The 23,457-nt window shown below is 65.1% G+C and carries 22 protein-coding genes; 14 read left to right on the forward strand and 8 right to left on the reverse strand.

The features are described 5' to 3' along the window. Nucleotides 1–387, forward strand: a complete 387-nt coding sequence (locus tag G566_RS0104615; protein ID WP_022679504.1) for a RidA family protein — start codon at nt 1–3, stop codon at nt 385–387. 64 nt (nt 388–451) lie between these two features. Here G566_RS0104615 and G566_RS0104620 read toward each other — a convergent pair whose 3' ends face one another. Continuing rightward, on the reverse strand, nt 452–883 hold the full coding sequence (locus G566_RS0104620; RefSeq protein ID WP_022679505.1) for a hypothetical protein: 432 nt from the start codon (nt 881–883) through the stop codon (nt 452–454). Between the two features lie 18 nt (nt 884–901). After that, nucleotides 902–1,633 (reverse strand): class I SAM-dependent methyltransferase, encoded by a 732-nt coding sequence (locus G566_RS0104625; RefSeq protein ID WP_022679506.1) that lies wholly within the window; start codon nt 1,631–1,633, stop codon nt 902–904. An 84-nt stretch (nt 1,634–1,717) separates the two neighbouring features. Between G566_RS0104625 and G566_RS0104630 the strand changes: the two genes are divergently transcribed. Genes G566_RS0104630 through G566_RS0104660 form a run of 7 tightly spaced genes read left to right on the forward strand, consistent with a single transcriptional unit; the run spans nt 1,718 to nt 7,017 of the window. Further along, nucleotides 1,718–2,137, forward strand: a complete 420-nt coding sequence (locus tag G566_RS0104630; RefSeq protein ID WP_022679507.1) for an ABA4-like family protein — start codon at nt 1,718–1,720, stop codon at nt 2,135–2,137. Continuing rightward, nucleotides 2,134–2,307: a DUF1289 domain-containing protein gene (locus G566_RS15005; protein ID WP_022679508.1), complete on the forward strand. Its 174-nt coding sequence runs from the start codon at nt 2,134–2,136 to the stop codon at nt 2,305–2,307. Before G566_RS0104630 ends, G566_RS15005 begins: the two co-directional genes overlap by 4 nt. After that, nucleotides 2,304–3,311, forward strand: coding sequence for an LLM class flavin-dependent oxidoreductase (locus tag G566_RS0104640; RefSeq protein ID WP_022679509.1), 1,008 nt, complete (start codon nt 2,304–2,306; stop codon nt 3,309–3,311). The genes G566_RS15005 and G566_RS0104640 overlap by 4 nt, the downstream gene beginning before the upstream one ends. Before the next feature lie 4 nt (nt 3,312–3,315). Beyond that, on the forward strand, nt 3,316–3,762 hold the full coding sequence (locus G566_RS0104645) for an oligosaccharide biosynthesis protein Alg14 (RefSeq protein WP_022679510.1): 447 nt from the start codon (nt 3,316–3,318) through the stop codon (nt 3,760–3,762). Then, nucleotides 3,759–4,247, forward strand: a complete 489-nt coding sequence (locus G566_RS13510) for a glycosyltransferase (protein WP_022679511.1) — start codon at nt 3,759–3,761, stop codon at nt 4,245–4,247. The genes G566_RS0104645 and G566_RS13510 overlap by 4 nt, the downstream gene beginning before the upstream one ends. A gap of 3 nt (nt 4,248–4,250) precedes the next feature. Next, the gene (locus G566_RS13515; RefSeq protein ID WP_022679512.1) at nt 4,251–5,060 is read left to right on the forward strand and encodes an acyl-CoA thioesterase; all 810 of its coding nucleotides are present in this window, start codon (nt 4,251–4,253) and stop codon (nt 5,058–5,060) included. Between the two features lie 31 nt (nt 5,061–5,091). After that, nucleotides 5,092–7,017, forward strand: coding sequence for an alkyl/aryl-sulfatase (locus G566_RS0104660; protein WP_022679513.1), 1,926 nt, complete (start codon nt 5,092–5,094; stop codon nt 7,015–7,017). A 61-nt stretch (nt 7,018–7,078) separates the two neighbouring features. On the opposite strand, the gene G566_RS0104665 is transcribed toward G566_RS0104660, so the two are convergent. The 5 genes from G566_RS0104665 to G566_RS15325 are packed head-to-tail and all read right to left on the reverse strand — an operon-like array spanning nt 7,079 to nt 16,462. After that, nucleotides 7,079–11,290 carry a multiheme c-type cytochrome gene (locus G566_RS0104665; RefSeq protein WP_022679514.1) on the reverse strand — a complete coding sequence of 1,404 codons (4,212 nt, stop codon included), beginning with the start codon at nt 11,288–11,290 and terminating at the stop codon, nt 7,079–7,081. Nucleotide 11,291: 1 nt separating this feature from the next. After that, nucleotides 11,292–13,139, reverse strand: coding sequence for a hypothetical protein (locus G566_RS0104670; protein ID WP_040605386.1), 1,848 nt, complete (start codon nt 13,137–13,139; stop codon nt 11,292–11,294). A gap of 1 nt (nt 13,140) precedes the next feature. Continuing rightward, entirely contained in the window at nt 13,141–15,102 is a 1,962-nt protein-coding gene (locus G566_RS0104675) for a heme-binding protein (RefSeq protein ID WP_022679516.1), read from the reverse strand. Then, the gene (locus G566_RS13520) at nt 15,099–16,013 is read right to left on the reverse strand and encodes a hypothetical protein (RefSeq protein ID WP_156874423.1); all 915 of its coding nucleotides are present in this window, start codon (nt 16,011–16,013) and stop codon (nt 15,099–15,101) included. Before G566_RS13520 ends, G566_RS0104675 begins: the two co-directional genes overlap by 4 nt. After that, nucleotides 16,010–16,462: a multiheme c-type cytochrome gene (locus G566_RS15325; protein ID WP_156874424.1), complete on the reverse strand. Its 453-nt coding sequence runs from the start codon at nt 16,460–16,462 to the stop codon at nt 16,010–16,012. Before G566_RS15325 ends, G566_RS13520 begins: the two co-directional genes overlap by 4 nt. A 263-nt stretch (nt 16,463–16,725) precedes the next feature. On the opposite strand from G566_RS15325, the gene G566_RS0104685 reads away from it, so the two are divergent. The 6 genes from G566_RS0104685 to G566_RS0104710 all read left to right on the forward strand — a co-directional run bounded on the left by G566_RS0104685 (nt 16,726) and on the right by G566_RS0104710 (nt 21,614). After that, nucleotides 16,726–17,496 (forward strand): helix-turn-helix transcriptional regulator, encoded by a 771-nt coding sequence (locus G566_RS0104685; protein WP_022679517.1) that lies wholly within the window; start codon nt 16,726–16,728, stop codon nt 17,494–17,496. Between the two features lie 50 nt (nt 17,497–17,546). Further along, complete coding sequence (locus G566_RS0104690; protein WP_022679518.1) at nt 17,547–18,134, forward strand: outer-membrane lipoprotein carrier protein LolA; 588 nt, start codon at nt 17,547–17,549, stop codon at nt 18,132–18,134. Between the two features lie 252 nt (nt 18,135–18,386). Then, complete coding sequence (locus tag G566_RS13525; RefSeq protein WP_022679519.1) at nt 18,387–19,175, forward strand: exodeoxyribonuclease III; 789 nt, start codon at nt 18,387–18,389, stop codon at nt 19,173–19,175. Continuing rightward, entirely contained in the window at nt 19,172–20,245 is a 1,074-nt protein-coding gene (gene ribA / locus G566_RS0104700) for a GTP cyclohydrolase II (RefSeq protein ID WP_022679520.1), read from the forward strand. The genes G566_RS13525 and ribA overlap by 4 nt, the downstream gene beginning before the upstream one ends. Further along, a complete protein-coding gene (locus G566_RS0104705; protein ID WP_022679521.1) occupies nt 20,242–20,754 on the forward strand; it encodes a L,D-transpeptidase family protein in 513 nt (170 codons plus the stop codon). The genes ribA and G566_RS0104705 overlap by 4 nt, the downstream gene beginning before the upstream one ends. Before the next feature lie 155 nt (nt 20,755–20,909). After that, on the forward strand, nt 20,910–21,614 hold the full coding sequence (locus G566_RS0104710) for an esterase/lipase family protein (RefSeq protein ID WP_022679522.1): 705 nt from the start codon (nt 20,910–20,912) through the stop codon (nt 21,612–21,614). A 202-nt stretch (nt 21,615–21,816) separates the two neighbouring features. Here G566_RS0104710 and G566_RS0104715 read toward each other — a convergent pair whose 3' ends face one another. Beyond that, the gene (locus G566_RS0104715; RefSeq protein WP_022679523.1) at nt 21,817–23,343 is read right to left on the reverse strand and encodes a S10 family peptidase; all 1,527 of its coding nucleotides are present in this window, start codon (nt 23,341–23,343) and stop codon (nt 21,817–21,819) included. Between the last annotated feature and the right edge of the window lie 114 nt (nt 23,344–23,457).

The raw sequence follows: 23,457 nt of genomic DNA on the forward strand, positions 1-23,457 counted from the left end.
ATGACCATCACCCGGATTGCCAGTGGCGCGCCGTGGGAGGCGCTGGTCGGTTACTGCCGCGCCGTGGTCGCGCCGCCCTTCGTGTTCGTTTCCGGCACCGTCGGCCGCAATCCGGACACGGGGGAATTGCCGGTCGACGTCGAAAGCCAATGCGCCAACGCCCTCACCATCATCGGCCGCGCGCTGGCAACGGCGGGCACGGATTTCGCCCACGTCGTGCGCGTGACCTATTATCTGGCCGACCGCGCTGATTTCGAACCCTGCTGGCCGCAACTGCGTGCCGCCTTCGGCGCTCACCCGCCGGCGAGCACGGTGATCTTCGCCGATCTGCTCGATCCGGTGATGAAGATCGAGATCGAGGTAACGGCGGCGCTGCCGGCGTCCTGAAGGGAAAAGAGGCCTCCGGCGGGCAGGGGCTGAGCCCTTGCACCCGCTTTCGTTGTTGGCCGCGCTAGAACGGCAAAGGTGCACGATCAGGCGGCACCCAGTCGCGCCGAGCCGCTGCGCTGAACAGCGTTTCGCGCTGCCAATGCGCCAGCAACCAGTCTGATCGGCCCTGCGGTGATGACATCAGCGCTGCCAGCACTTCGTGCAGCGGCTCATCGGGCGCATGGTGACGCAGTTGATGCGCCGCTGCCCGCAACGAAGCGACGGTGATGCTGTGGTGATAGCCGCTGGTATCGGTGTTGGGCGTGTTGGTGGCATCGTTGTAGCGCAAGATCAGCCCGCGCATTGCATGGGGCGTCGCCAAATGCGCCCGGTGCCGCAGCAGCCACAACGCGGCGGCGAAATGGCCTTCATGGGTCCATTCCGCCTTGGGCAAGGTACAGGCGATCATCGCCAGCGCCAGGCGTTCGATATCGCTGTCACTGCTCAGAGCCATGGGCTCAAGGCCGTCCGGTCAGGGTTTCACGAAGCGATAGTAGAAGCGGTTGGTCTTGCCGCGCAGGCTGGGATCAAACACCAGCTTGGCGGGATCATCGCCCGCCATTTCCAGGATCGGCACACTGCCGGCAAAGCGGAAGCCCGCGCGGGCCATGTCGGCCTTCACCACGTCGGCGTCGATGCGGTGAGTCTTGTCGGCCTGGGCGCGGCTGTCCATGCCGGGCACACCATAATGATCGATGATCAGCACCACGCCGCCGGGCTTCAGCGCCTGGAACAGTCGGGCGTTGTAGGCATCGACATCGGTGCGCGGATATTTGAACTTCTCGCTCTGCCAATAAAGATCATGATAGGTCAGGTGATAAAAGGCGGCGTCGAGCTTGTCCGGCATGGCGGCTTCGCCCGGCGCGCCCACAACCAGCTCCACGTTCCTGTTGCGCTTCTGCAATGCGGCCCAGGCCTCCGCTGTCTTGGGATCCTCCATGTAGTTCACCGGCTCGATGGCGATCACCCGGCCTTTGGGGCCGACATGACGCGCCAAGAGTTCGGTGTAATAGCCCTGGCCGGCCATCACATCCATGACGCGGGCGCCCGGCTTGATCAGACTCTGCGCAAGCACCTCGGCCGGTTTGCGGCCTGCATCCAGCGCTACCATGGCGTCGGGCCGGCCCGGCGCGTTCAGCAGGTCCGCCGGCGCGGCGGCCACCAGCAGCACGGCCATCCCGGCCAATCCCATCAGGCGCTTCATTGTCAGTCCTCCCCAGTTTTGTCAGATGCTGCCACAGCGCCGCTCGCTTGACCATCACCGCGCCCGCCACCATTGTGCGCCGCGATGACGCCCGAAAGCCTGTTCAGTCTTGCCAGCGCCGCCGTGTTGCCCGGCTGGCTCGCGCTTGCCTGCGCGCCGCTGGCCAGGGCAAAGCTGGTGCTGCTGGCGCGGGTGATCGCTGTGCTGCTGTCGGGCCTGTATGTCACGCTGCTGGCGACGGGCCTCGCGGGTGAAGGCCCGCCGCCCGGCGCTGGCTTCGACACGCTGGAAGGGGTGCGGCTGCTGCTGTCTTCCCCGCAGGCTTTGTTGGCCGGCTGGGTGCATTATCTGGTCTTCGATCTGTGGGTGGGAAGCTGGGAGGCCGAAGATGATGCGCTGCCACACTGGCTGCTGCTCCCCTGCTTGGCACTCACCTTCCTCGCCGGGCCCACCGGCCTGCTGCTGTATCACCTGCTGAAAGCCGCACGAAAGCTGCGGTCATGAGCGAGCTGCGCAGTGTCGCGTCGCCTTGCACCAACGTCTGCCAGATCAATCGGCGGACAGGCTGGTGCGAAGGCTGCCGCCGCACCATGGACGAGATCAGCCGCTGGCCGCACGCCAACGACGATGAACGCCGCGCCATCCTGGCCCGGTTGCCGGAGCGCACGAAATGATCCCGCTCTCCGTTCTTGACCAGACGCCGATTCCGGAAGGCGTGACCCCGGCGCAGGCGCTGGCCAACAGCATCGATCTCGCCCGCCACTGCGAAGCCCTTGGCTATCAGCGCTTCTGGCTGGCTGAACATCACGCCAGCCAGGCGCTGGCCGGCAGCGCGCCCGAAATATTGATCGGCGCCGTCGCCAACGCCACGTCGCGCATCCGTGTCGGTTCCGGCGGGGTGATGCTACCGCACTATTCGGCGCTGAAAGTCGCGGAGCAGTTCAGCCTGCTTTCCGGCCTGCATCCCGGCCGCATCGATCTGGGCCTGGGCCGCGCACCGGGCAGTGACCAGCGCACGGCGGTGGCGCTGCAGCAGGATCGCCGCCAATATGCGCCTAACCAATTCCCGCAGCAGCTGGCCGAGCTGATCGGCTATTTCGAAGACTCGCTGCCCGATGATCACCCCTTCCACGCCTATGCCGCCACCCTGCCTGGCCGGCCGCATGTGCCGGAACCCTGGGTGCTCGGCTCCTCGCCCGACAGTGTCGCTTTTGCCGCCGATCTGGGCCTGCCCTATTGCCTCGCTGATTTCATCGCGCCGCGGCTGGGTGAACTGGCGGCACAATATCGCGACCGCTTCATCCCTCGTCATCCCGGCGACAAATCGCGCCTTATGGTGGCGGTGTGGACCGTGTGTGCAGAGACGGACGAAGCCGCCCTGCGCCTCGCCGCGCCGGCGCGCATGATGTTCGCGCATCTGCTGATGGGCAAATCGATCTCCGTGCCGCCGCCCGAGGTCGCGCTGGCCTGGCTGGCGGACCGGCCCGATGTCGCCAAGGCCTTCGCCAACCGGCGCGTGGTGGCCGGTAGCCCCGCCACCGTCCGCGCCGGACTTGAGCAAGTGATCAAGGAATATGCGCCGGACGAGCTGATGCTGGTCAACATCCTGCACGGCCATGAAGATCGCAAGCGCAGCTACACGCTGGCGATGGACGCGATGATGCCGGTGGCGGCCTGACCCCATGGCCAAACGGGTGTTGGCGATTGCGTCGGGAGGCGGGCATTTCATCCAGCTGATGCGCCTGTCGCCCGCGTGGGAAGGCCACGCGGTGAGCATCGCCACGGTTGGCTCCACGTCGCGCGCGCTGGTGGGTGATGTGCCCTTCTTCACCTTTCGCGATGTCTCCCGCGCCGATTGGTGGCGCATTCCGGCGGCGACGCTGGATATCGCCGCCATCCTGCTGAAGGTCCGCCCGCAGGTGATCATCACCACCGGCGCGCTGCCCGGCCTGATCGCAGCCACGCTGGCCCGCCCGTTTGGCTGCAAGAGCCTGTGGGTGGACAGCATCGCCAATAGCGAAGTGTTGTCGGGCAGCGGCGGGCAGGCAGGCCGCGTGTGCAGCCAGGTTGTCACCCAGTGGCCCCACCTCGCCGCCGACAAGGTCGAACACTGGGGCAGCGTGCTGTGAGCGGCGTGTTCGTTTCGGTGGGTTCGATGATGCCCTTCGACCGGCTGACCCGCGCCATGGACGAATGGGCCGCCGCCAACCCGGGCATCCCGGTCGAAATCCAGATCGGCAAGGGCGAATATGAGCCACGCCACGCCAAGTGGGTGCGCAAGCTGGCGCTGCCCGATTACCAGGCCCGCGTTGCTGGCTGCGCGCTGTTCGTCGCCCATTGCGGCATGGGATCGATCATCAGCGCCATCGAAGCCGGCAAACCGATCCTGATGCTGGCGCGCCTGCAGGCGATGGGCGAACACAACACCGATCACCAATTGGCCACCGCCAAGCATGTCGGCATCCGCCCCGGCCTGCATGTCGCCGCCGATGCAGACGATCTGAAAGCCCGCGCCAGTGCGCTGCTCGCCGACACCGGTACCGCCCCCGCCCCGATTTCCCGTTTCGCCGATCCGGAATTCACCGCCCGCATCCGCGCCTTCATCGAGAGTTGAGCCTTGCACCCCTTCATCCCTGTCGAACCCACTGACCGCCCCGGCCACTACCGCTTCACCGTGCCGAAGAATCTGTGCGTCGGCCCGCCCGACCGGTTGTTCATGTTCGGCGGGGTGGGCCTTGCCAGTGCCTTGTCGGCCGTGGAGCATTTCACCGGTCGCCCGACCGTGTGGGCCGCCGCGCAATATCTCAGCTACGCAAGGCCGGGGACGGCGCTTGACCTGGAAGTGATCGTGCCGGTGGCCGGCAAATATAACAGCCAGGCCCGTGTCATCACCCGGGCGGGCGATCAGGAGATCATCACAGTCAACGCCGCGCTCGGCAGCCGGCCCGACAGCCCGCACCACCAATGGGCAGAGATGCCGGCCGTTCCGCCGCCGGAAGACTGCCCCGAAATGACCATCCGCTGGCAGCGCGATCCCGACGACATGAACAGCCAGTGGGAACGACGCGTCGCCGCCGGCAGTTTCGGTCGCGAGCGGGGCAAGGCACCGCCGGCAACCGATGACATTGGTCGGCTATGGGTACGGCCGGTCAATCGCGATCTCTCGATTGATCGGCTGGTGCTGGCGGTGATGGCGGATTTCCTGCCTTCGGGCGTCGGCAACGCGATGGGAGCGAACGCCGGCGGCAACAGCCTCGACAACACCATCCGCTACATGAATTTCGTGCCCACCGAATGGGTGCTGGCCGATATCCGCATCCACGCCGTCCACGCCGGCTTTGCCCATGGCCGCGTGCACCTGTTTGCCCAGGATGGCACCTTGCTGGCCACCGCCAGCCAGAGCCTGATTGTGCGAATTCACAGTTGAGGCTGCCGTGTCACGGGCCTAGCCTGAAGCCATGACACCGCACCTCATCGCCCTTCTTCTCGCCTCCGCCGCCGCGCAGGCACCGCCAACCGCCAGCCCACAGGCGCAGGCCGATAATGCCGCGCTGGCAGCATCGCTCAATTGGGCCGACGAACAGGATTTCGATTTCGCCAGCCGCGGCTTTCTCGGCTCCATCCCCGACGGCAAGATCCGCAATGCCAAGGGCGACGTGCTGCGCGATCTGGCCGATGAGGCCCAGTTCACAGGGCCGGCCCCGGCCACGGTGAACCCCAGCCTGTGGCGCAATGCGACGCTGGTGGCGAAACACGGCCTGTTCCAGGTGGCCGATGGCATCTGGCAAGTGCGCGGGCTTGATCTGGCCAACATGACCGTGATCCGCGGTACCACCGGCTGGATCATCGTTGATCCGCTCACCGGTGCCGAATCCGCCAAGGCCGCAATGGCGCTGGTCACTGACAAACTGGGCAAGCGGCCGGTGGTCGCGGTCATCTACACCCACAGCCATGTCGATCATTTCGGCGGCGTGCTGGGTGTGGTGAACCCGGCCGATGTGGCGGCCGGCAAGGTGCAGATCATCGCGCCAGAGGGTTTCCTCGAACACGCCGTGTCGGAAAATGTCATCGCCGGCCCCGCCATGCTGCGCCGCGCTGTCTATATGTTTGGCACCAGCCTGCCGCACAATACCACCGGCCATGTCTCCTCCGGCCTATCGTCGTTCAACACGCCCGGCACCTACGGCCTGATCCCGCCGACAGACAGCATTACGCCGGCCAGCAGCAACCGCATCGTCGATGGGGTGGAAATCCAGTTCCAGCTCACCCCCAACACCGAAGCGCCAGCAGAAATGAACCTCTATCTGCCGGCCTGGAAAGCGCTGTGCCTCGCGGAAAATGCCAATGCATCGATGCACAATCTGCTCACGCCGCGCGGCGCGCTGGTGCGCGATGCCAAGGGCTGGGCGGATTATCTGGTGGAAGCGCGGCGGCGCTGGGGCGGCGAGGCGGACGTGCTGTTCACCAGCCATTTCTGGCCGCGCTGGGGCAAGGACCATATCGGCGACTATCTGCTGCGCCATGCCCAGGCCTATGCCTTCGTCCACAATGAAAGCGTGCGACTAATGAACACTGGGCTCAACGCGGTGGAGATCGGCGAGGCCATCAAGCTGCCCGAACCGCTGGCCAAGGCGTGGTTCAACCGGCCCAATTACGGCAGCCTGAAGTTCAACGCCCGCGCCGTCTATCAGCGTTATCTGGGTGCGTTCGACGGCGATCCGGCCACGCTCGATCCGCTGCCGCGCGCTGACCTTGCGCCGCGCCTGATCAAGCAGATGGGCGGGCCCAAGAAGGCGCTGGCTGCCGGCAAGGCCGCCGCCGCCCAGGGCGATGACCGCTGGGCCGCCACCCTGCTCTCCACACTGGTGCGCGCGGCGCCCGACACGCCGGGTGCCAAGGCGGCGCTGGCCGGCGTCTATCGCCAGCTGGCGTGGCGCGCCGAGGCGGCGCCGTGGCGCAATTTCTATCTGACCGGTGCGCAGGAACTGGAACAGGGCATCAAGCCCAGCGAGCCGGCCAGCGCGGCCGGCATCGCTGCCAATCTGACCGTATCGATGCTGCTGGACAGCATGAGCGTTCGGCTGGTGCCCGAGCGGGCCATCGCCCCCATGACCATCGCGTTCGAAATTGCCGATGCCAAGGAGCGCCATCTCGTCAGCATCGGCAATGGCGTGATGCTGCACGAAAAGGGCGTCACCGATCCAGCACAGGCCACACTGGTGGTGCCGCGACGGGCGCTGATCGGGTTGATCGGCGGCGCGGTGAAAGCGCCCGATCTGATCGCGGCGGGGCAGCTCAGCATCAAGGGTGATCTGGCCGTGCTGCAACGCTTCATGGGCTTGTTCCAGCCGCCGAAACCGGATTTCCCGCTGGTCGCGCCGTAAGCCCACACCGTCATGCTGGCGCAGGCCAGCATGACTTGTGCATTACGGTCGGGTCACCGCATTACTTGCGCAGCGGTGACCAGGCCCCCATGTCCACCCGGTCGTTCACCCGATAGGGCTGGCCATTCTCACCGATGAAGAAATGCTCCGTTTCCTTCCGGTTGAACGGGCGTGAGCCGAGGCGGCCGAGGATAGCGATCTGGCTGCCGGTCTCGTCCACCGCGCGATCACGGTCCAGCCCCTTGGCCACCGACAGCGCCGGGCTGGCAGTGCGGGCGAAGCTGATCAGTTCCGGCATCGGCTTGGGTGAGAAGCCATAGAAGTTGGGCTGGCTGATTGGGCTGGTCAATTGCAGCACCTTCACGCCGTTCTTCCCGTCGGCAACATAGGCGAACAGGGTCGCGTTGGTGGTGGCAACCACCACATCCTCCGCATCGTTCAACGTGCCGCCCGCCGTGAAGCGCTGGTAAAGCTTTGGTGCCAGCGGTTTCTTGATGTCGACGATCACCAAGCCTTCGCCCTTGGCGGCGACATAGGCATAGGTGCGGGCCAGATAGAATTTGCGCGCATCGGCAATCGGCAGCGTTGCCTCGGGGTGATGCACCGGCCGCGACAGATCGGCGATGTCGAACACTTCCAGGCCTGCCGCCGTCGTCACCCAGAGGTAACGGAACTGCACTGCGCTGGCCCGCGCGTCGTTCAACGGTAGGGCAGCCGCAAGCTTGGGTGCCTTGGGATTGTCGAGGTTCACCACCACCACGCCGCGCGGCGTGGTGATATAGGCCATGTAGCCAGCCAACGTGACGTGGCGGGCGCCATTCAGCACGCCGTCCGGATTCCACGCCGTCTTGCCGCCCACGAGCACCGTGCGCTTCAGGAAGTTGTTGCGTGGTTCGCCGTCGGTGAGCGTGTCGACATTCACCATCACCAGGCCTTCAACCGCATCGGTCACCACCGCATAGCGGTAGATCTCGTGCATCTTCTGCTCCTGGTTGTAGCCGGCGAGCGGATCGGCCAGCGGCTTGCCGGCGGCGCGAGCGTCCTGCTCACCCACGATCTTGTCGTTGCGCGGCACGGCGATCGGCTGGTTGGTGGCGATCGCCATGCAGGTGGCGTTGGCCGTCTTCACCTGCGCATCGTGGCCCAGCGCCGAGAACGGCGATTTGACGATGCGTTCGGAAACACCCTTGTTCGACAGATTGGCGATATCATAGGCGACAAAGCCGCCCTTGCCTTCGGCAACATAGAGATATTCGCCGCGGTTCTGGATACAGCGCACTTCGCCGCTGGCGCCTTGCGTGATGTTGCGGATTTCCTCGGTCGGGTTGGTCTCGCCGGAAAGCTTCTTGTCGAAGATGCGGCCGCGGGTCCAGTTGATCAGCTCGCGCTTGTTCTGTTCGACATGCAGCTTCCAGAAATCGGGATAGGCATAGCGGTGCAGATAGGAACCGAACACCGCCTGCGGTTCGCCAAACTCGGTCACCCGCACCGCTTCGACAGCGCGATCCAGGCCGAAAAAGGCGTGCATGCCGACGAAGTTGATGAAGTTGGTGCCCTGCAGGGTCAGCTGCGCCAGGATGGCGTTGTTGTCGTCCTCGTCGCTCACATGGCAATCGGTGCAGGTCTTGGTTTCCTGGGTGCGCACCGTGTGTGGGTAGTGCGGCGCAAAGGCCTGGGACGAGAAGCCCGACGCAGAAATCGGCGGTTGCTGCACATAGATGCGCTCGCGGTTGATGTTGGTGCTGGTCAGGATCAGCGCCGAACTTGAACGGATCGGCGTGATGATGCCGCCCTTCGTGGTCTGGTGACGGCCGAGCTGGAAGATCTCATCGCGTGCGACCTGTGGATTGTAGGTCGCGAAGTTGCGGGTTTCCTGCTCCTCGTATTTGTGGGTCTTGGTCTTCCAGTTCGCCTCGATCGGCAAGTGGCAGCCGCCGCAGCTGGTGGTCCAGCTGGTATGGCAGGCAAAGCAGGCCATGTTGTCGTCCTTGTGCGCGCGTTCACCCACACCAGGACCGAAATTCATCTTGCCACCCGTGCTGGCCAGCGTGCCCACCAGCTTGGCGCGCGCTGCCTTGGCGTTGAAATCGGGGTGATCGCGGTTGACGCTGTCCTTCACCAGCTTCACCCGCCAGACCAGCTTGGGATCGCTGGACGACCGTTGCAGCAGCACGCGGCGGCCGGCGGCATCCTGGCTCCATTCAAAGCGCAGCCGGCCATCGGGGTTGCGCACCGCGATCAGATTGCTGCCTGGCGGCGGTGCGGCCAAGTTGGAGGTTCGCACCGTCGGATAGGCATCGGCGGTGCCATGACAATCCTTGCAGCCGATCTCCACGCTGTTGGCAACTTCGCCATGGATCATGCCGTTGCCGTGGCCATCCTGGGTAAAGTGGCAATCGGCGCACTGCATGCCCACTTCGGTGTGGATATCCATCAGGTGCACTGCCTTGCCGGGCTGGCCGGGGCCAGGGGTGGCGGCAGGTTGCACGAATTGCGGCTGGCCGGCCTTCCGGAACTTTTCCGGATCATTCGGATCGACGATGTGCGCGGTATCGGTGCCATAGCTCGCCATGTTGCCGCCGGCATCGAGCAGATTGCCTTCGCGATCGCGCTTGTACACGGCGCGGAAATTCCAGCCGTGGCCGTGATAATCGGCGAATTGGGTATCCTTCATCTGGTCATTGCGGTCGTTCACCGTCCGCAGGAAATCCAGATCAGACCAGGCGCCGCGCGCCGCTGCGGCTTCGGGGTTGCGCTCGTTGGTGGTGCGCACTTCTGCGGCCGTGGGGTAACGCTGCTGCTTGAACAGGCGTTGATACTCGGCTTCGCTCATGCCTGGCGGCTTGGGATACGGATTTTCCTTGCCCGGCCACATGCGCGGCGCGTCGCTTTCATAATCCCACATCGTGTAGCCATAGTAGGTGTTCACGAACATGTTGGGCTGGTGCATGTGGCAATTCATGCACAGGCTGGACGGCATGGCGCGGGTAAAGGCGTGCTTGATCGGGTGACCGCTTTCCGTTTTCGAGATCGTTGGATCGGCGGTTTGGGTCTGCCCGTCACGGCCGGCCGCAGCATACACCGATGAATGCCGCACTTCGCGATCATTGGCATAAACAATGTGGCAAGAACCGCAGCCCGAGGTGCGATAATCGCCGGGCTGATCATTGGTGCCCATGAACCAGGTGAAGGGATCGTTCAGGCGGGTCTTGTGGATATTGATCACTGGCACCGAGATGCGCAGGCCGGTGCCGGGGCCACGGTTGGACTGGCGGATATCGGGGCGGCCAGGCTCTTCCAGACGCTGGATGGAGCCCAGTGAGTTGGGCAGGCCGATTTCCGGGAAGATGGGATTGATGTTGCGGCCGCCGCGTTCGAACACGCGGAAGATATCGCCGGGCGGCATCACCTGCCACGCCGGCAGCGGGGCGAGGAACGGCAGCGCGCCGCGCGCCCTTTCCGCGTCAGACAATTCGCCCACCTTGCGCCCGCCCGTACCGGGGCTGAACATAAAGCCCGGCAGGCTGTTATCGTGATGAGCGCCGCCGCCATGGCCTGCCTTCTCGCCGTGACCCGTCGCAGCGCCATGGCCTTCCTCGTGCTTCAGCCCGACTTCACCGTGGCCCGACGCATCGCCGTTCCACGCACCCAGCATGGCTTTGGCCTGGCCGGGGCGGGTGTACACTTCGCCCAGCACAGTATTCTTGTAGGGCAGGATGCCGTTGTTATAGGCCGCGCCGCCGAACAGCATGGCACCGGTGGCCATCAGGCTGCTCTCGGCCCGCTCGATGATTTCAAGGTGGCAGGAACCGCAGGCATCACGCGCGGCGCGATAGTCCGACGGGTTGACGAAACGTACAAACTCCGGGGATTCGCGGTTCAGCAGGGTATAGCTGCGCTTGGGGTTGGCCGACGACGGGAAGTGCCAGCTTTCCGGGAACATCGGCAGCACGTGGGCATCATCGCGCAGTTTAATGTAATTGGCGTCGGTCGCTGCCAACCCGCCCGGCGCGACGATCTTCGCATCGCCGCCATGGCAATCGGTGCAGCCCAGCACGACCGATTTGGGCGCGTGCATCGTCGCTTCATCGCTGGCGGTGTGGCAGCTGATGCAGCCGGCGGATTTGGCAGCGGCCAGTTCCGCCGTCTGCCATTTCGGCGCCGGCCCGGCATGGACACGGGTGTAATCCCGCGCCACCGGCTTTTCGCCTTCGGACGCGAAGGCCATGCCGACCAGCGGCACCATCAAAAGGAGGAGCAGGCGCTTCAGCATGTCAATAAGCCAGAACAGCGTTGAACAGCACCGAATAATAAGACCCGGTGCGGGGTGCGTTGGTGAAGAGATCGCGGAAACCATCGCCGGGCTTCAGCAGCGCGCCCGACAGGCGGAACACGAGATTCTGGTTGAAATGCGGGCGGTAGGTGGCCGCTGCCGACAGATCCCAGCCGATATCCTTGGGAATGGTGCCTTCCACGCGCAGCGCCTGCAGCGTGGCGGTGGTGGCAAACCACAGATGGTTGAGATTGCCGCTCACCCGCAGCTCGGGCAGCACATCGAAATCCGCACCGGCGCCCAGCAACATGGTGCCGGGGTTGGTGAAATTGGCCTGGCCCTGTTCCTTGGACGATCGCAGATCGTTCAGGATGCCGTTGCGGCTGTTGACCGAGATGACACGGCCGCCGCCGGCAAAGGGAATGGTCTGGCGGATCCAGTAACTGGTGTCGGAACCAGCAAACTGCGGGTTTTCAAAGATCGCCGAATAGCCGCTGTCGGTATCGTCGAACGGATTGGAATCGCCGCTGGCGAACAGGGCCGAACCGCGCACCCGCACCCAACCACGGTCATAGCTGGGCTCGAACGCGGCAAACCAGCTGCTGATCTTGGCGCGCCGATCGGTGAAGATGTTGTTGCGGTTGGTGCCTGCGGCATAGGTGCCGCTGAAGGTCATGTTCAACCGGCCGATATGGCCATCGGCGTTGTAGCTGAGATACACGACATCATAGCTGCGGCCGCGCAAGGTGCCGAGCAACGAAGGCCGCACCGGGAAGCCGTTGGTATCGACCTGCACATCATTGCGTTCGCGGTTGGCATTCCACATCACACTGACCTGGGTGGTCATGCCGGGCACCGGCAGATCCTGGCGGTAGAGATTGGCGACGACCACGAAATCGTTGCGCGGGCTGCGCAGGACGGCGTTGAGGCCGGAGTTCGAATCCTTCTCGAGCCGCCAGAAGGCCGCGAGGTTGTACTGGAAGCGGTTGTTGTCGCGGTTGCCGAACAGACGAAGGCCGAGCTGGTTGTCCTGGAACAGGAAGCCGCGGAAATCGCTGGAGAACGGCTGAATGCCGATGCGCAGCGAGTCGAAATCATACCGATCCGACGTGTTACGCAGGTGATAATCGAGGAACAATTCCTGCACGCCCACGAACGCATCGGTGCGCAGACTGCGCTTCGACGGCAGCACGGAAAGCACCCGGCGTTCCGTCACGTCGACATGGTTCATGTTGAAGGCGATGGCGGCGCGCAGCTCATATTCCGGCGGCTTGAAGGCGGTGCTGCCCTTGGTCAGCGCCGCGCCCAAGATGAAGGTCTGCGCAAACACTTCGCTGTATTGGCGGCCAAAGGTATCGTTGCTGCCCGGCCGCTCGGTGGTCTGCACGCCGACCGGGGTGGGAAAGCTGCGCGGCTCGGCCAGCGTGTCGGAAATCGCTGTCAGCTGCACGAACAGATCATGGGTGCCGCAGACCGGCCGGTCGCCCTTGAGCGTGTTCTGGTTGTACGGGTCTTTCCAGTTGGATTTCACCAATCCCAGCGTTTCGACCAGGCGCCAGCGATCGGGCACCGGCAGGTGATCGGTGGGGAAGTCCCCCTGTTTGGGCCAGGCGACCGCGCCCTGGTTGGCCTGCACCACCGGGTCCCACGTCTGCGGCCCGCCCATGCCGGGCACGCGCCGGCCATCCAGCGGGACGGCGTTCGGATCAACCGCGCCGGCTTCCGCTTCGGCGGGGAGACGCTCGGCCGGCGGGGCGACCTTGGCATAACAGTCAAACCATTTGCCGAACGGCTTGGCGATAACCGGCGAGGCGGTGGCCAGAAGGGGGATGAGGATCAGTGCCCGCATCTCAACGCGCCTGACAGACATTGTTTTCCGCCGTGTCGACAAACGGCGCAAACGGGCAACCCACAAAGCGCAGGCGGACAGGCGTGCCCGCAACCGTCACCTGCACCTGATCGGAACGGATGCTGGCCGGCGGCAGGCTGATGCTGCCATTGAGCCTTGTGCTGGCGTTGCTCAGCCCAAGGAAACTGATCATGTCGTCCTGATCGATGCCGTCGCCGGAAATGCCGATGGCGCCCACCAGATTGTTGCCGCGATAGATCGGCACGGCGCCAGGGAAGATCTGGATGCCGTTGGCCAGCCGGTTCTGCCCGCTGCCGGTATTGGGCAGGAAGGTGCATTGGCGCGGATCGCCGCCACCCAGCACCTGCACCAGATTCTGCACGATCAGCGCCGATTGCAGCCCGGTCGAGAAGGGCGACCAGCCGGCGATGTCGCGCGACAGCGGACCCGGCGGTCGGCCGGCTTCGCCATCGGGGAAATAGGGCCGGCTGATGTTGCCAATGGCGCGGTTGGACACGCCGAACGCACCGGTGAGGAAACCGGTGCCGCTGAAGAAGCTATTGGTGCGGGACACGAAATCGCGGACGTTCGCATCGGCAGCGCCGGCGGCCGTCGTCACCGCACCCAGATCGCTGGCAGCGCGGGCGTTGGAGAAAAAGGCCGCCGTGCGCGCCTTTTGCAAGCTCACATCAATGCCGAACACCGGCGCATCGGGTGACCGCACCAACCCCAGCACTTGTCCCCGCGTATCCACCACCGACAGCGAGACCTGGGCCCGGCTGTCGAGTGGCTGGCGGATCTGGGCGCGGGCGCGCGACATGATGGTGAACGCTTCTTCCAGCACAGCGCGCACTTCGGCGGCGCTGAGCGGCTGCGCCACGTCGCCGGCGTCGGTGCCGGCGCGGATCGGGTAGCGATTGGCCCCGGCGCCGTCGGACAGGATGAATGCATCGGGATGGTTGAATTCGGCTGCTGCGGCATTGCGCACGCCGCTGGCCTCGCTGCCATAAGGCGTGCCGGCAATGATGCTGGCGGCATTGAAGCCCGCCACTGCCACCAGGCTGCCGGCGAGGCCAGCAAAGGCCGGCGGGCTTACCGGATTGCTCTTCAGGCCGGCGGCAACGGCGTCGGAATAGCGCAGCAGTGTGCCGTCCACCGAAATCCGTTCGGCGCGGATGGTTTCGGGCGCAGCGTGGCCGGCGGTGGCGGCGAGCGCGATATGCTCTTCGGCATCATCGTCCACATCCACCACTTCGGCATCAAAGCCATAATCGCCATCGGCCATGATGCCGACGCCGCCAACCATCACGCCATTCTTGTAGAGCGGAAAGCCGCCCGGATCGGCAGCGAGGCCCAATGGCGAGCGCTTCGGGCCGATGAAGGGACTGCCGACACCGAACCGTGCTGACAGATCGGAACAGGGCAGCTGGCTGAACTGCACGCCATAGAGCGGGCCGGATTCAAGCCCCACCGTGCGCGTCGACGGCGGGAAATTCGGCTGCACGATCATCGAGGCAGTGCGGGTGGAAAAGGCGTTGCCGCCCGACGACAGATAGGCGCCGGTGATGGCCTTGGCGATCGCGGCCAGTTCCGCCGGCACCGTCACGCCCTGCGCGTCGATATTGGCGCCGTTGGCGTTGGGCCGCGTGGTGGCGGTCGCGCGGGCGCCGGCCATGCGATAGACGGCAAGCACATTGCCGACCCGATCAACCACGGCGATCACTGCCGGCAGATTGCGGGCCGAAGCTTCGGCGGCGGCGCGGGCAATGACCGACTGCACGTCGGCGACGCTCAGCGCCTCCTGCGCCGGCTTGGTGAAAACACTGGCCGGCGTTGGGGTTGGCGACGGGCTTGGAGCGGGATTGACGGCCTGGCTCGGCGGCGCACCGCTGCCGCCACAGCCAGCCAGCAGCAGCGCCAGCGCCGCCGCCCCTGCCGTGATCCGGGCGCGGCTGGGCGTCACTTCAGGCCCCGCAACCGGCCGGCAATCTGCGCCAGCGTGCCCCGGAACGCGGCCGGATCCCAGCGGTTGGCATCGCGAGCCAGCGCGTAGGCGCGGTCAAGATCAGGCCTCAGTGCCTGTGCCGCGCCGCGATCGACCTGCCCAGCCGTTACCAACGCCGAAAGCAGGGTATCGGCCGCCATCACCGCCTGCGCGCCGCCCTGATAATCCGTGTAAGCTGCAGCATTGCCCACCAGCACGGCATCGATCAGCGCAAAAGTCTGCGCCCGATCAAAGCTGGTGCCGGCAAAGCGCCGGGCCAGCGTGGCAGCGGTCGCCTTCAGCGTGGCCGCCGCCTTCATCGCCCCGGCGCGATCGCCGCCCAGCGCAGCGTGGAAGGCGCGGCTCTGGATGTCGAAACTGCGCGCCACATCCGGCGCGACCACACGCGCGGCAGCCGCCAGCATGATCATCTGTTCATCGTTCCACACCGGCTGGCCCGGCGGAATCGGCCGCCAGCCGTTGGTGCGCGCCACGATCTGCGCCGCCGGATCATCACTGAAGGTGCGGTGGCAAGAACGGCAATCATAGAAATAATAATCCGGACCGTTGAGGCGGCCCGATGCGGCGGGCAACAGCGACAACGCGCGCTCCACTGCCAGCGCCTGGCCCACGGCCCAGGTCTTCACCCCTCCGGTGACACCCTTGCGCGCGGCATAATCGGCATCCTCGTCATGGTGGCGCTGCAGAGATGTGAACAGATCAAGTTCGAAAGCCACGCGGGGGTGGCCGGCGGCCATGATGCGGTGGAACACAAACTGGCCCGGCTTGTCGGAACCGAAATGGCAATCGAGGCACACGCTGGCCTTTACTGCCGGGTCATTCACCGCCCACATGCCCTTGGCGACATTGTCAGCATGGCTGGCGTTCACGCTGGCATGGCTGCCAGCCAGCGTTCCGATCCGCCGTGGCAGGCTTCACAGCCCACGCCATCGGATTGCTGCCATTTCGGCCCGCGCACGGGTGCAGGATCACCGTGGCAGCTGATGCATTCCTTGGAGGCCGCGACATTGGTGATGCCCAGACGCTTGCCGATAGCCTGGGCACGCGGCTCGTTCAGCACTTTCCAGGCGCGACTGTGCGCGCCGGTCAGGCTGGCGGGATCAGACCAGCTGATCACTTCGTTCTGGCGCACACGTGGCCCCGTGGCTTCCTGGCGGCCATGGCAGGTGGAACTGCCACAGCTGGCGACGCCCTGGTGCACGGCGGGATCAATCGGCGCGGCCGCCAACGGCGATTCGACAGCGGCACCCGCCAGCACGCTCACTGCAATGGCGACTCGCAACCAATGGCTGGCTGCCGCCATGCATTCTGCCAACACGCGAATGTTCCTCGTTGCTTGCGCAAGCACTGTCCGTTCCCCCTCGGTGAGGCACTACCTAGCAAAGTGCTGACAACATGCAAGCATGGGCCGCCGATTTCGCCGAATCGGCCCACTGTTTTGGCCTGTTCGGTCAAAGCCCATTGCAGGGCGTGTCCGGCTGTGATTACTTCGCGTCCTACGATAAGCGTGAGGGAGTACGGGGTTCGCCCCAAGGGTCCAATAGAGACCAACCCCTCGCACCATGTTCTGGGGAGTGACCGATGGACCTGCACGCCAGCCTTGCCGCCGTTTCCGTTCGATCGATGGGTGATGCCCGCAAAGCCGCCGAAGCCATGCGCGACATTGTGCTGGAGTGCACTGGCCTGCATGTCATCGCGGTCGACAATATCGCGTCCAAGGCGCCGATGGAGGATATCGACGGCAATATCCTCGCCGCCGACGTGTTCGGCTGGACCGGGGAGAACGAGCATTGGTGGAAGGATTCAAAGCTCGCCCTGTCGTCGCCGCTGCCGCGCGCCTGCCGGTATGAATCCGAGGTGTTCTGGGCCAATGCCACCGGCTTTTTCACCCGCCAGCCCAATCCCTATCTCGACGAGATGAGCCTCGACAATTTCGAGAAACGGGCACTCACCAAGGCTTCAATCGTGGTGCCGGTGCATCTGCCTTTTGGCCAGATCGGCGCCGTCTGCTTCGTGTCACGCGATGCCAGCCGCACCGATCTTTCAGCCGAATATGAACAATGGGCCGATATCCTGGCACTGATGTCGCATCGGTTCCTGGCGGGTTACGTCAAGGCGCATCGCACCCGCCGCTGGCTGCCGGGCGACTGCCAGCTCACCAAGCGCGAAGTGGAATGCCTGCGCTGGGCCAGTATCGGCAAGACCGACAAGGAAATCAGCCTGATCCTGTCGCGCAGCCACGCCACCGTGCGCTTCCACATCCAGAACGCCGGCGAGAAGCTGAATGCCGTCAACCGCAGCCAGACCATCTTCAAGGCAGCGCAGCTGGGCTATCTCGGCGCCGCTGCATAAGCTGCATTCCGTTCATGGCGTGTGAAGCCGCTGCCGGCTAAGGCAGAGGGATGAAACAGCTGTTCCTGCTCCCTCTGCTTGCCCTTGCCGCCCCGGCCAGCGCAACATCGCTGGCCGATATCGCCGTCTCGCTGAAAGGCACCGCCAGCCTTTCGGCCGATTTCACCCAGGCCGGCGCCGATGGCCGCGTGCTGGCTGGCAAATTGTGGCTGGCCCGCCCCGGCAAGGTGCGATTCCAGTACAACACAGCGAAAATGCTGCTGGTCGGCGATGGCCGCACGCTGTCGTTCATCGATTATGAGGTGAAACAGGTCAGCCAGTGGCCGGTGCGCCGCACACCGCTGCAGATCCTGCTGGCGGCCGAGCCTGATCTTGCCCCCATCGCCCGCATCACCGCCGACACGCCCGACGGGGTGGAAGTCGCCGCCCGCGATCCCAAGCGGCCGGAATTCGGCACGCTTTCGATCCGCTTCGTGCGCGCCGCCGGTGCGCCCGGCGGGCTGGCACTGGCCGGGTGGACCGCTCTGGACGCGCAAGGCGGCCGCAGCGAGGTGCGGCTGGCCAATGTGCGCTATGGCGCCAGCTTGGCCGGTGTCTCGTTTGGCTTCACCGATCCGCGCAAGGATGGGCCCCGATAACGCGGTTGCCCAACCTGAACACAGACCCTGAATCCCGTTCATGATGGGGCAAGGTCGAATCAGGCATAAGCAGTTCATCAGGCGGTTGGTGCTGACGGGTTTGCCCCCTGTTGACCGGACAGCACCGCGTAAAATTTCCGCCTGTGTGCGTGACGAGCGCAGACAAGACCCCTGGCACCACGCCCCCGGTGCCAGGGGTCAACTCGTTTCTGAACAGGTGACGAGCGACAAAGCTTCGCCTAAATGCGTCCCATGTCTCTTCGCATCGCCACCTGGAATATCAACAGCGTCCGCGCCCGCGCCGATATCGTGGAGCAGTTCCTGCGCGGTCATCAGCCCGATGTGCTGTGCCTGCAGGAAACCAAGGTCGCCAACGACATTTTCCCACACGGCCTGTTCGAGCAATTGGGCTACACCCACCGCATCCTGAACGGCCAGCGCATGCACCATGGCGTTGCCACCATCAGCCGCGTGCCGCTGGAAGGTGCCTGGCGCTATGACTGGCAGGACAATGGCGAAGCGCGCCACATCGGCGTGCGTTTGCCAAACGGCGTCTTGCTGGAAAACGTCTATGTGCCAGCCGGCGGCGACGTGCCTGACCGCGAGGTGAACCCGAAATTCGGCCAGAAAATGGACTTCATCGAACGCATGACCCGCTGGTCGGAAGGGCTGAAGGAGCCCGCCGTGATCGTCGGCGATTTCAACGTCGCGCCGCAGGACTGCGATGTGTGGAACCACAAGGCCCTGCTCGATGTCGTCAGCCACACACCGATGGAAGTCGACGCGCTCAACCGCTTGCAGCAGAGCCACGACTGGGTGGATCTGGGCCGCCATTTCAACCCGGCGCCGGAGAAGTTTTTCACCTGGTGGAGCTATCGCAATATCGATTGGCGCCTGTCGGATCGCGGCCGCCGCCTCGATCACATCTGGGCCTCGCCCAGCGTCGCCAAACAAGCCACTGGTTTCGAAGCCGTCCGGGACGCCCGCGACTGGGGAAAACCTTCCGATCACATCCCACAGATCGTGACGCTCGACCTGTGAGCATCGCGGCCAATTATCTGGCCGAAGCCGCCAGCGATGCCCTGCGCCGGGGTCGTGCCGTGGGCGTGGGCAGCCTGGCCATCCTCTCCGCCGAACTCGCCGATGCCGACACGCTGGCCGCGCTGGAAACCCGCAGCCGCGCCGGCCTGATCATCACCGCGCGCCGCGCTGCCGTGCTCAACCTCGCCAACCAGATTGCGGCGGCCGCGCCCGATCCCGAACCGGTGTGGGTAGACCGGCCAGACTGGCTCGATCTCACCGGCAGCCGCGCTGTCGCCGATCCGGTGCTCGATCTCGCCACCCCGTTCAAGGGCCCGTTTCGTACCCGCGCACTGGACGGCGATGCCGCCTCCGCCCGCGCCGCGATTGCACTGGTCAAGCACGCCGGCCTGATCCCTGCCGTTTATGCCGTGCCGCTGGCCGGGGCAGAAATTGCCGTTAACTGCCCTTCCGAAGCCGCGCTTGCCCTGCCGGCGTCTGTGGCCCGCGTCCACATTTCCAGCCGCGCCCGGCTGCCGCTGGCCAACGCCGAAGATACGCAGGTCGTTGCCTTCCGCCCCGATGATGGCGGCCCGGAGCATCTGGCACTGGTGATCGGCAATCCGGACGTGAGCCAGCCCGTGCTCACCCGGCTGCACAGCTCCTGCCTCACCGGCGATGTGCTCGGCAGCCTGAAATGCGATTGCGGGCCCCAACTGCACGCCGCCCTCGCCGCCATCGCGCAGAATCCCGGCGGCGGCATCCTGCTCTATCTGCAACAGGAAGGCCGCGGCATCGGCCTGCTCAACAAGTTGCGCGCCTATGCCCTGCAGGATCAGGGCTGGGACACGGTCGACGCCAACACCCGCCTCGGCTTTGAGCCCGACGAACGCGATTTCTCCCTGGCCGCCGCGATATTCAAGGCATTGGGCGTCTCCAACGTCGCCCTGATGACCAACAACCCGCTGAAAGTCGCCGGCCTCGCCACCCACGGCTTCACCGTCAGCCGCGTCGCCCACGACATGCCCCCCAACCCGCACAACGCCGCCTACCTCGCCACCAAGCGCGACCGGCAGGGGCACATGCTGTGACGATCTTCCGCGCCAACCCTGCCACCGGCACGGTCAGCGCGTTCGGCGAAACCCACGCCGCCAGCTTCGGCAAAGGCGGCTGGTGCCCCGCCGCCAGCAAACGCGAAGGCGACGGCAAGACGCCCCTCGGCCTCTGGTCCATCCGCGCCGCGCTCGTGCGTCCCGATCGCCTGCCCGCCCCGCAAACGACGCTGCCCTGGCGCTTCCTCCGCCCATGGGACGGCTGGAGCGACGGCGCCACCGACCCGGCCTACAACCGCCCCGTCACAATCCCGCACCCCCACAGCCATGAATCCCTGTGGCGCGACGATCACGCCTACGACCTCATCCTGGTGTTGGCCCACAACGACAGCCCACCCGTCCCCGGCCTCGGCAGCGCCATCTTCTGGCACGTCCGCCAACCGGATGGCCGGTCGACAGAAGGCTGCGTGGCGATGGAGCGGGATGTGCTGGCGCGCTGGCTCGACGCGATGGCGCCGGGGGATGCGGTGCTTATTTCCGCAGAGTGATAAAGTGGCCTCCGGCGGGCAGGGCCTGAGGCCCTGCACCCACTTTCGATTTTGGATAGCGCTTCGATTGAGAAGCACGCGCGCAATCTGTTGCGACACCATGCCGGCCTGAGATGCGGTTTGCGACGAAACGATTGCCGTTATATGACATAACGATGACAGTATTCGCCGAATCCATCCGCCCACCTTCCAAACTGCTGTGGGCCGCCGAACTGCCGCGTGCCGCCTGGACCGTGATGAACCTGCCGCGCCACAAAACCCTGCTGCGCGGCGAACAGACCGGTGACGGCCGGCCGGTGATGCTGCTGCCCGGCCTGATGCAAGGGGAGCGGGCGTTTTTCCCGCTGCAACGCTTCCTGCGGAAACGGGGCTACCAGGCGCACAGCTGGGGTTTGGGCCGCAACTTTGGCGCGCGAACGACCGGCGCCCAGGCCGAACAGCTGATTAGGCGCCTCGAAGCAATCGCGGCCACAGACGGCCCGGCGACCCTGATCGGCGTCAGCCTCGGCGGCATGATCGCGCGGCTGGTCGCCCATCGCCGCCCCGATCTGGTGCGCGAAGTCATCACGATCAGCTCGCCGTTCGCCGGCAGCGGCAAGGCCACCAATGTCTGGCGGTTCTTCGAATGGTTCACCGGAGAACGGCTCGATGATCCCGCCGTCGCAGCCCGCAGCGCCGAAATCGCCGCCCCCCTCCCCGTCCCCAGCACCGCCATCTGGAGCCAATCCGACGGGCTCGTTGCCGGCGAAATCTGTCGCGACAGCCACGGCCGTTCGATCGAGATCAGCAGCAGCCACCTGGGCGTGCAGATCCGTGCCGACGTTTTTCTGGCTGTCGCGGGCGTCCTGGAAGGCCGCTGAGCAAAGGCGCTGGCATGCCTCCGGCGGGCAGGGCCTGAGGCCCTGCACCCACTTTCGTTTTTGGGCCGCACTTGTGTTTTGACGAGAGCACCGCAGGCTGTTGTCCGTTGCCTGCGGCGCTGGTTTGCGCTCGAGAAACAGGGGCTATCCAAAATCAAACGGGTGCAGGGGCTCAGCCCCTGCCCGCCGGAGGAGGCTCTCCTTACTTCAGCGCCTCATCATACCAGGCCGCCACGTCGTCGCGCATCTTTGCCAGTTCGGATTCCGCCAGATAGATCATGTGGCCTGACTGGTAATAGGTGAACTTGATGTTCCGGTTCAGATCGGCCGGCAGCAGCATATGGCTGGCATCGAATTCGGCGCCGTAGAAAGGCGTTGCAATGTCGTAATAGCCGTTGAGAAACAGTATTTTCAGTTTCGGATTGGCGCGCATGGTGAAGGCGAGATCGACGGCGGTGTTGGGCGTGGTCTGCACGCCGCCGCGCGGTGGGCGGTGGGACCAGTCCCAGCTGTAGCCCGGCTCGCGCGCCGTCAGCTTGTAGGGCAGTTCGGTTTTCACGCCGAGTGTCTTCACCGCATAATCGTGGAAGGCGGAGATGTAGGCGCCGGTGATGGCGGTGCCGGCCGGATCCTCATCCGGACTGTCGGCATTCAGATCGGTGGGCGGCAGCGTGTAGCGGGTGTCGAGCCGGCCGATGGACAGCCCGCGCGTGCGCAGCAGTTCGGTCTGGAAATGCTGCAGGTCCACGCGCAGGTTGGCGCGCTTGATGAAATCGATGGGCAGCCCGGTGTAAGCGTTCATCTGACGGGCGACGGCATCCTTTTCGGCATCCGAAATGCTGCTGCCCTTGGCCAGGGCAGCGGCATAGGGCCCGGCCACGAAGCCGCGCACGTCGTTCACGAAGGCGTCGAGATCGGCCGACTTCTGGCCCGGCAACGTGCCGTGATACCAGGCGGTGGCGGCATAGCCGGGGAACAGCACCATGTGGTTCTGATCATAGCCGGCCTGGCGCACGCCATAGTTCATGATGGTGGACAGCAGGGCGACGCCGTGCAGCGAAAGCCCACGTTCCTCCAGCATCCGCGCCACCACGCCGGAGCGCAGCGTGCCATAGGATTCGCCAAGGATGAATTTCGGCGATTTCCAGCGGTTGTTCTTGCTCACGTAACGCATGATCGCGCGGGCAAAGGCATCGGCATCCTGATCGACGCCATTGAAATCCTTGCCCGTCTTGTCCCCCAGCGGGCGGGACCAGCCGGCGCCCATGGCATCGATGAAGACGATGTCGGTCTTGTCGAGCAGGCTCCACGGGTTCTGGGTCACGCTGTACTGATCGGGGGTGACGTACACCGGCTTGTCGCTCGTCACGCGCACCGGGCCAAAGCTGCCCATGTGCAGCCAGATCGTCGCTGAACCGGGCCCGCCGTTGTAGAAGAAGGTGACGGGGCGATTTGCTTCGCCGGTGGTGTAGGCGGTGTAGAACAGGCTGCCGGTGGGCCGGGCGTTGTCATCCCGAATGGTGAGCGTGCCGGCGGTGGCGGTGTAGGCCACGGCCTTGCCCTTGATGGAAACGCTGCCCTTGGACACGAACGCCTGTTCCTCCACCGGCGCACGGGCGGTGGCGGCATCGGCTTCGGCCACCATGGCGTCACGCGGCGTCTGGCGCTTTTCCTGGGCGAGGCTGGGCGCGGCCAGAGCCGTCAGCAGCAGTGCAGTCACAAATTTCATCGACAACCCCTCTTTGCAATCCATGATGTTCAGCAGCAGAAAAATGGCCGCATCGTCAAGCGGGCCCGAAAACGAAAGTGGGTGCAGGGGCTCAGCCCCTGCCCGCCGGAGGCC

The sequence above is a fragment of the Sandarakinorhabdus limnophila DSM 17366 genome (genome assembly GCF_000420765.1).
Taxonomy (GTDB): Bacteria; Pseudomonadota; Alphaproteobacteria; order Sphingomonadales; family Sphingomonadaceae; genus Sandarakinorhabdus; species Sandarakinorhabdus limnophila.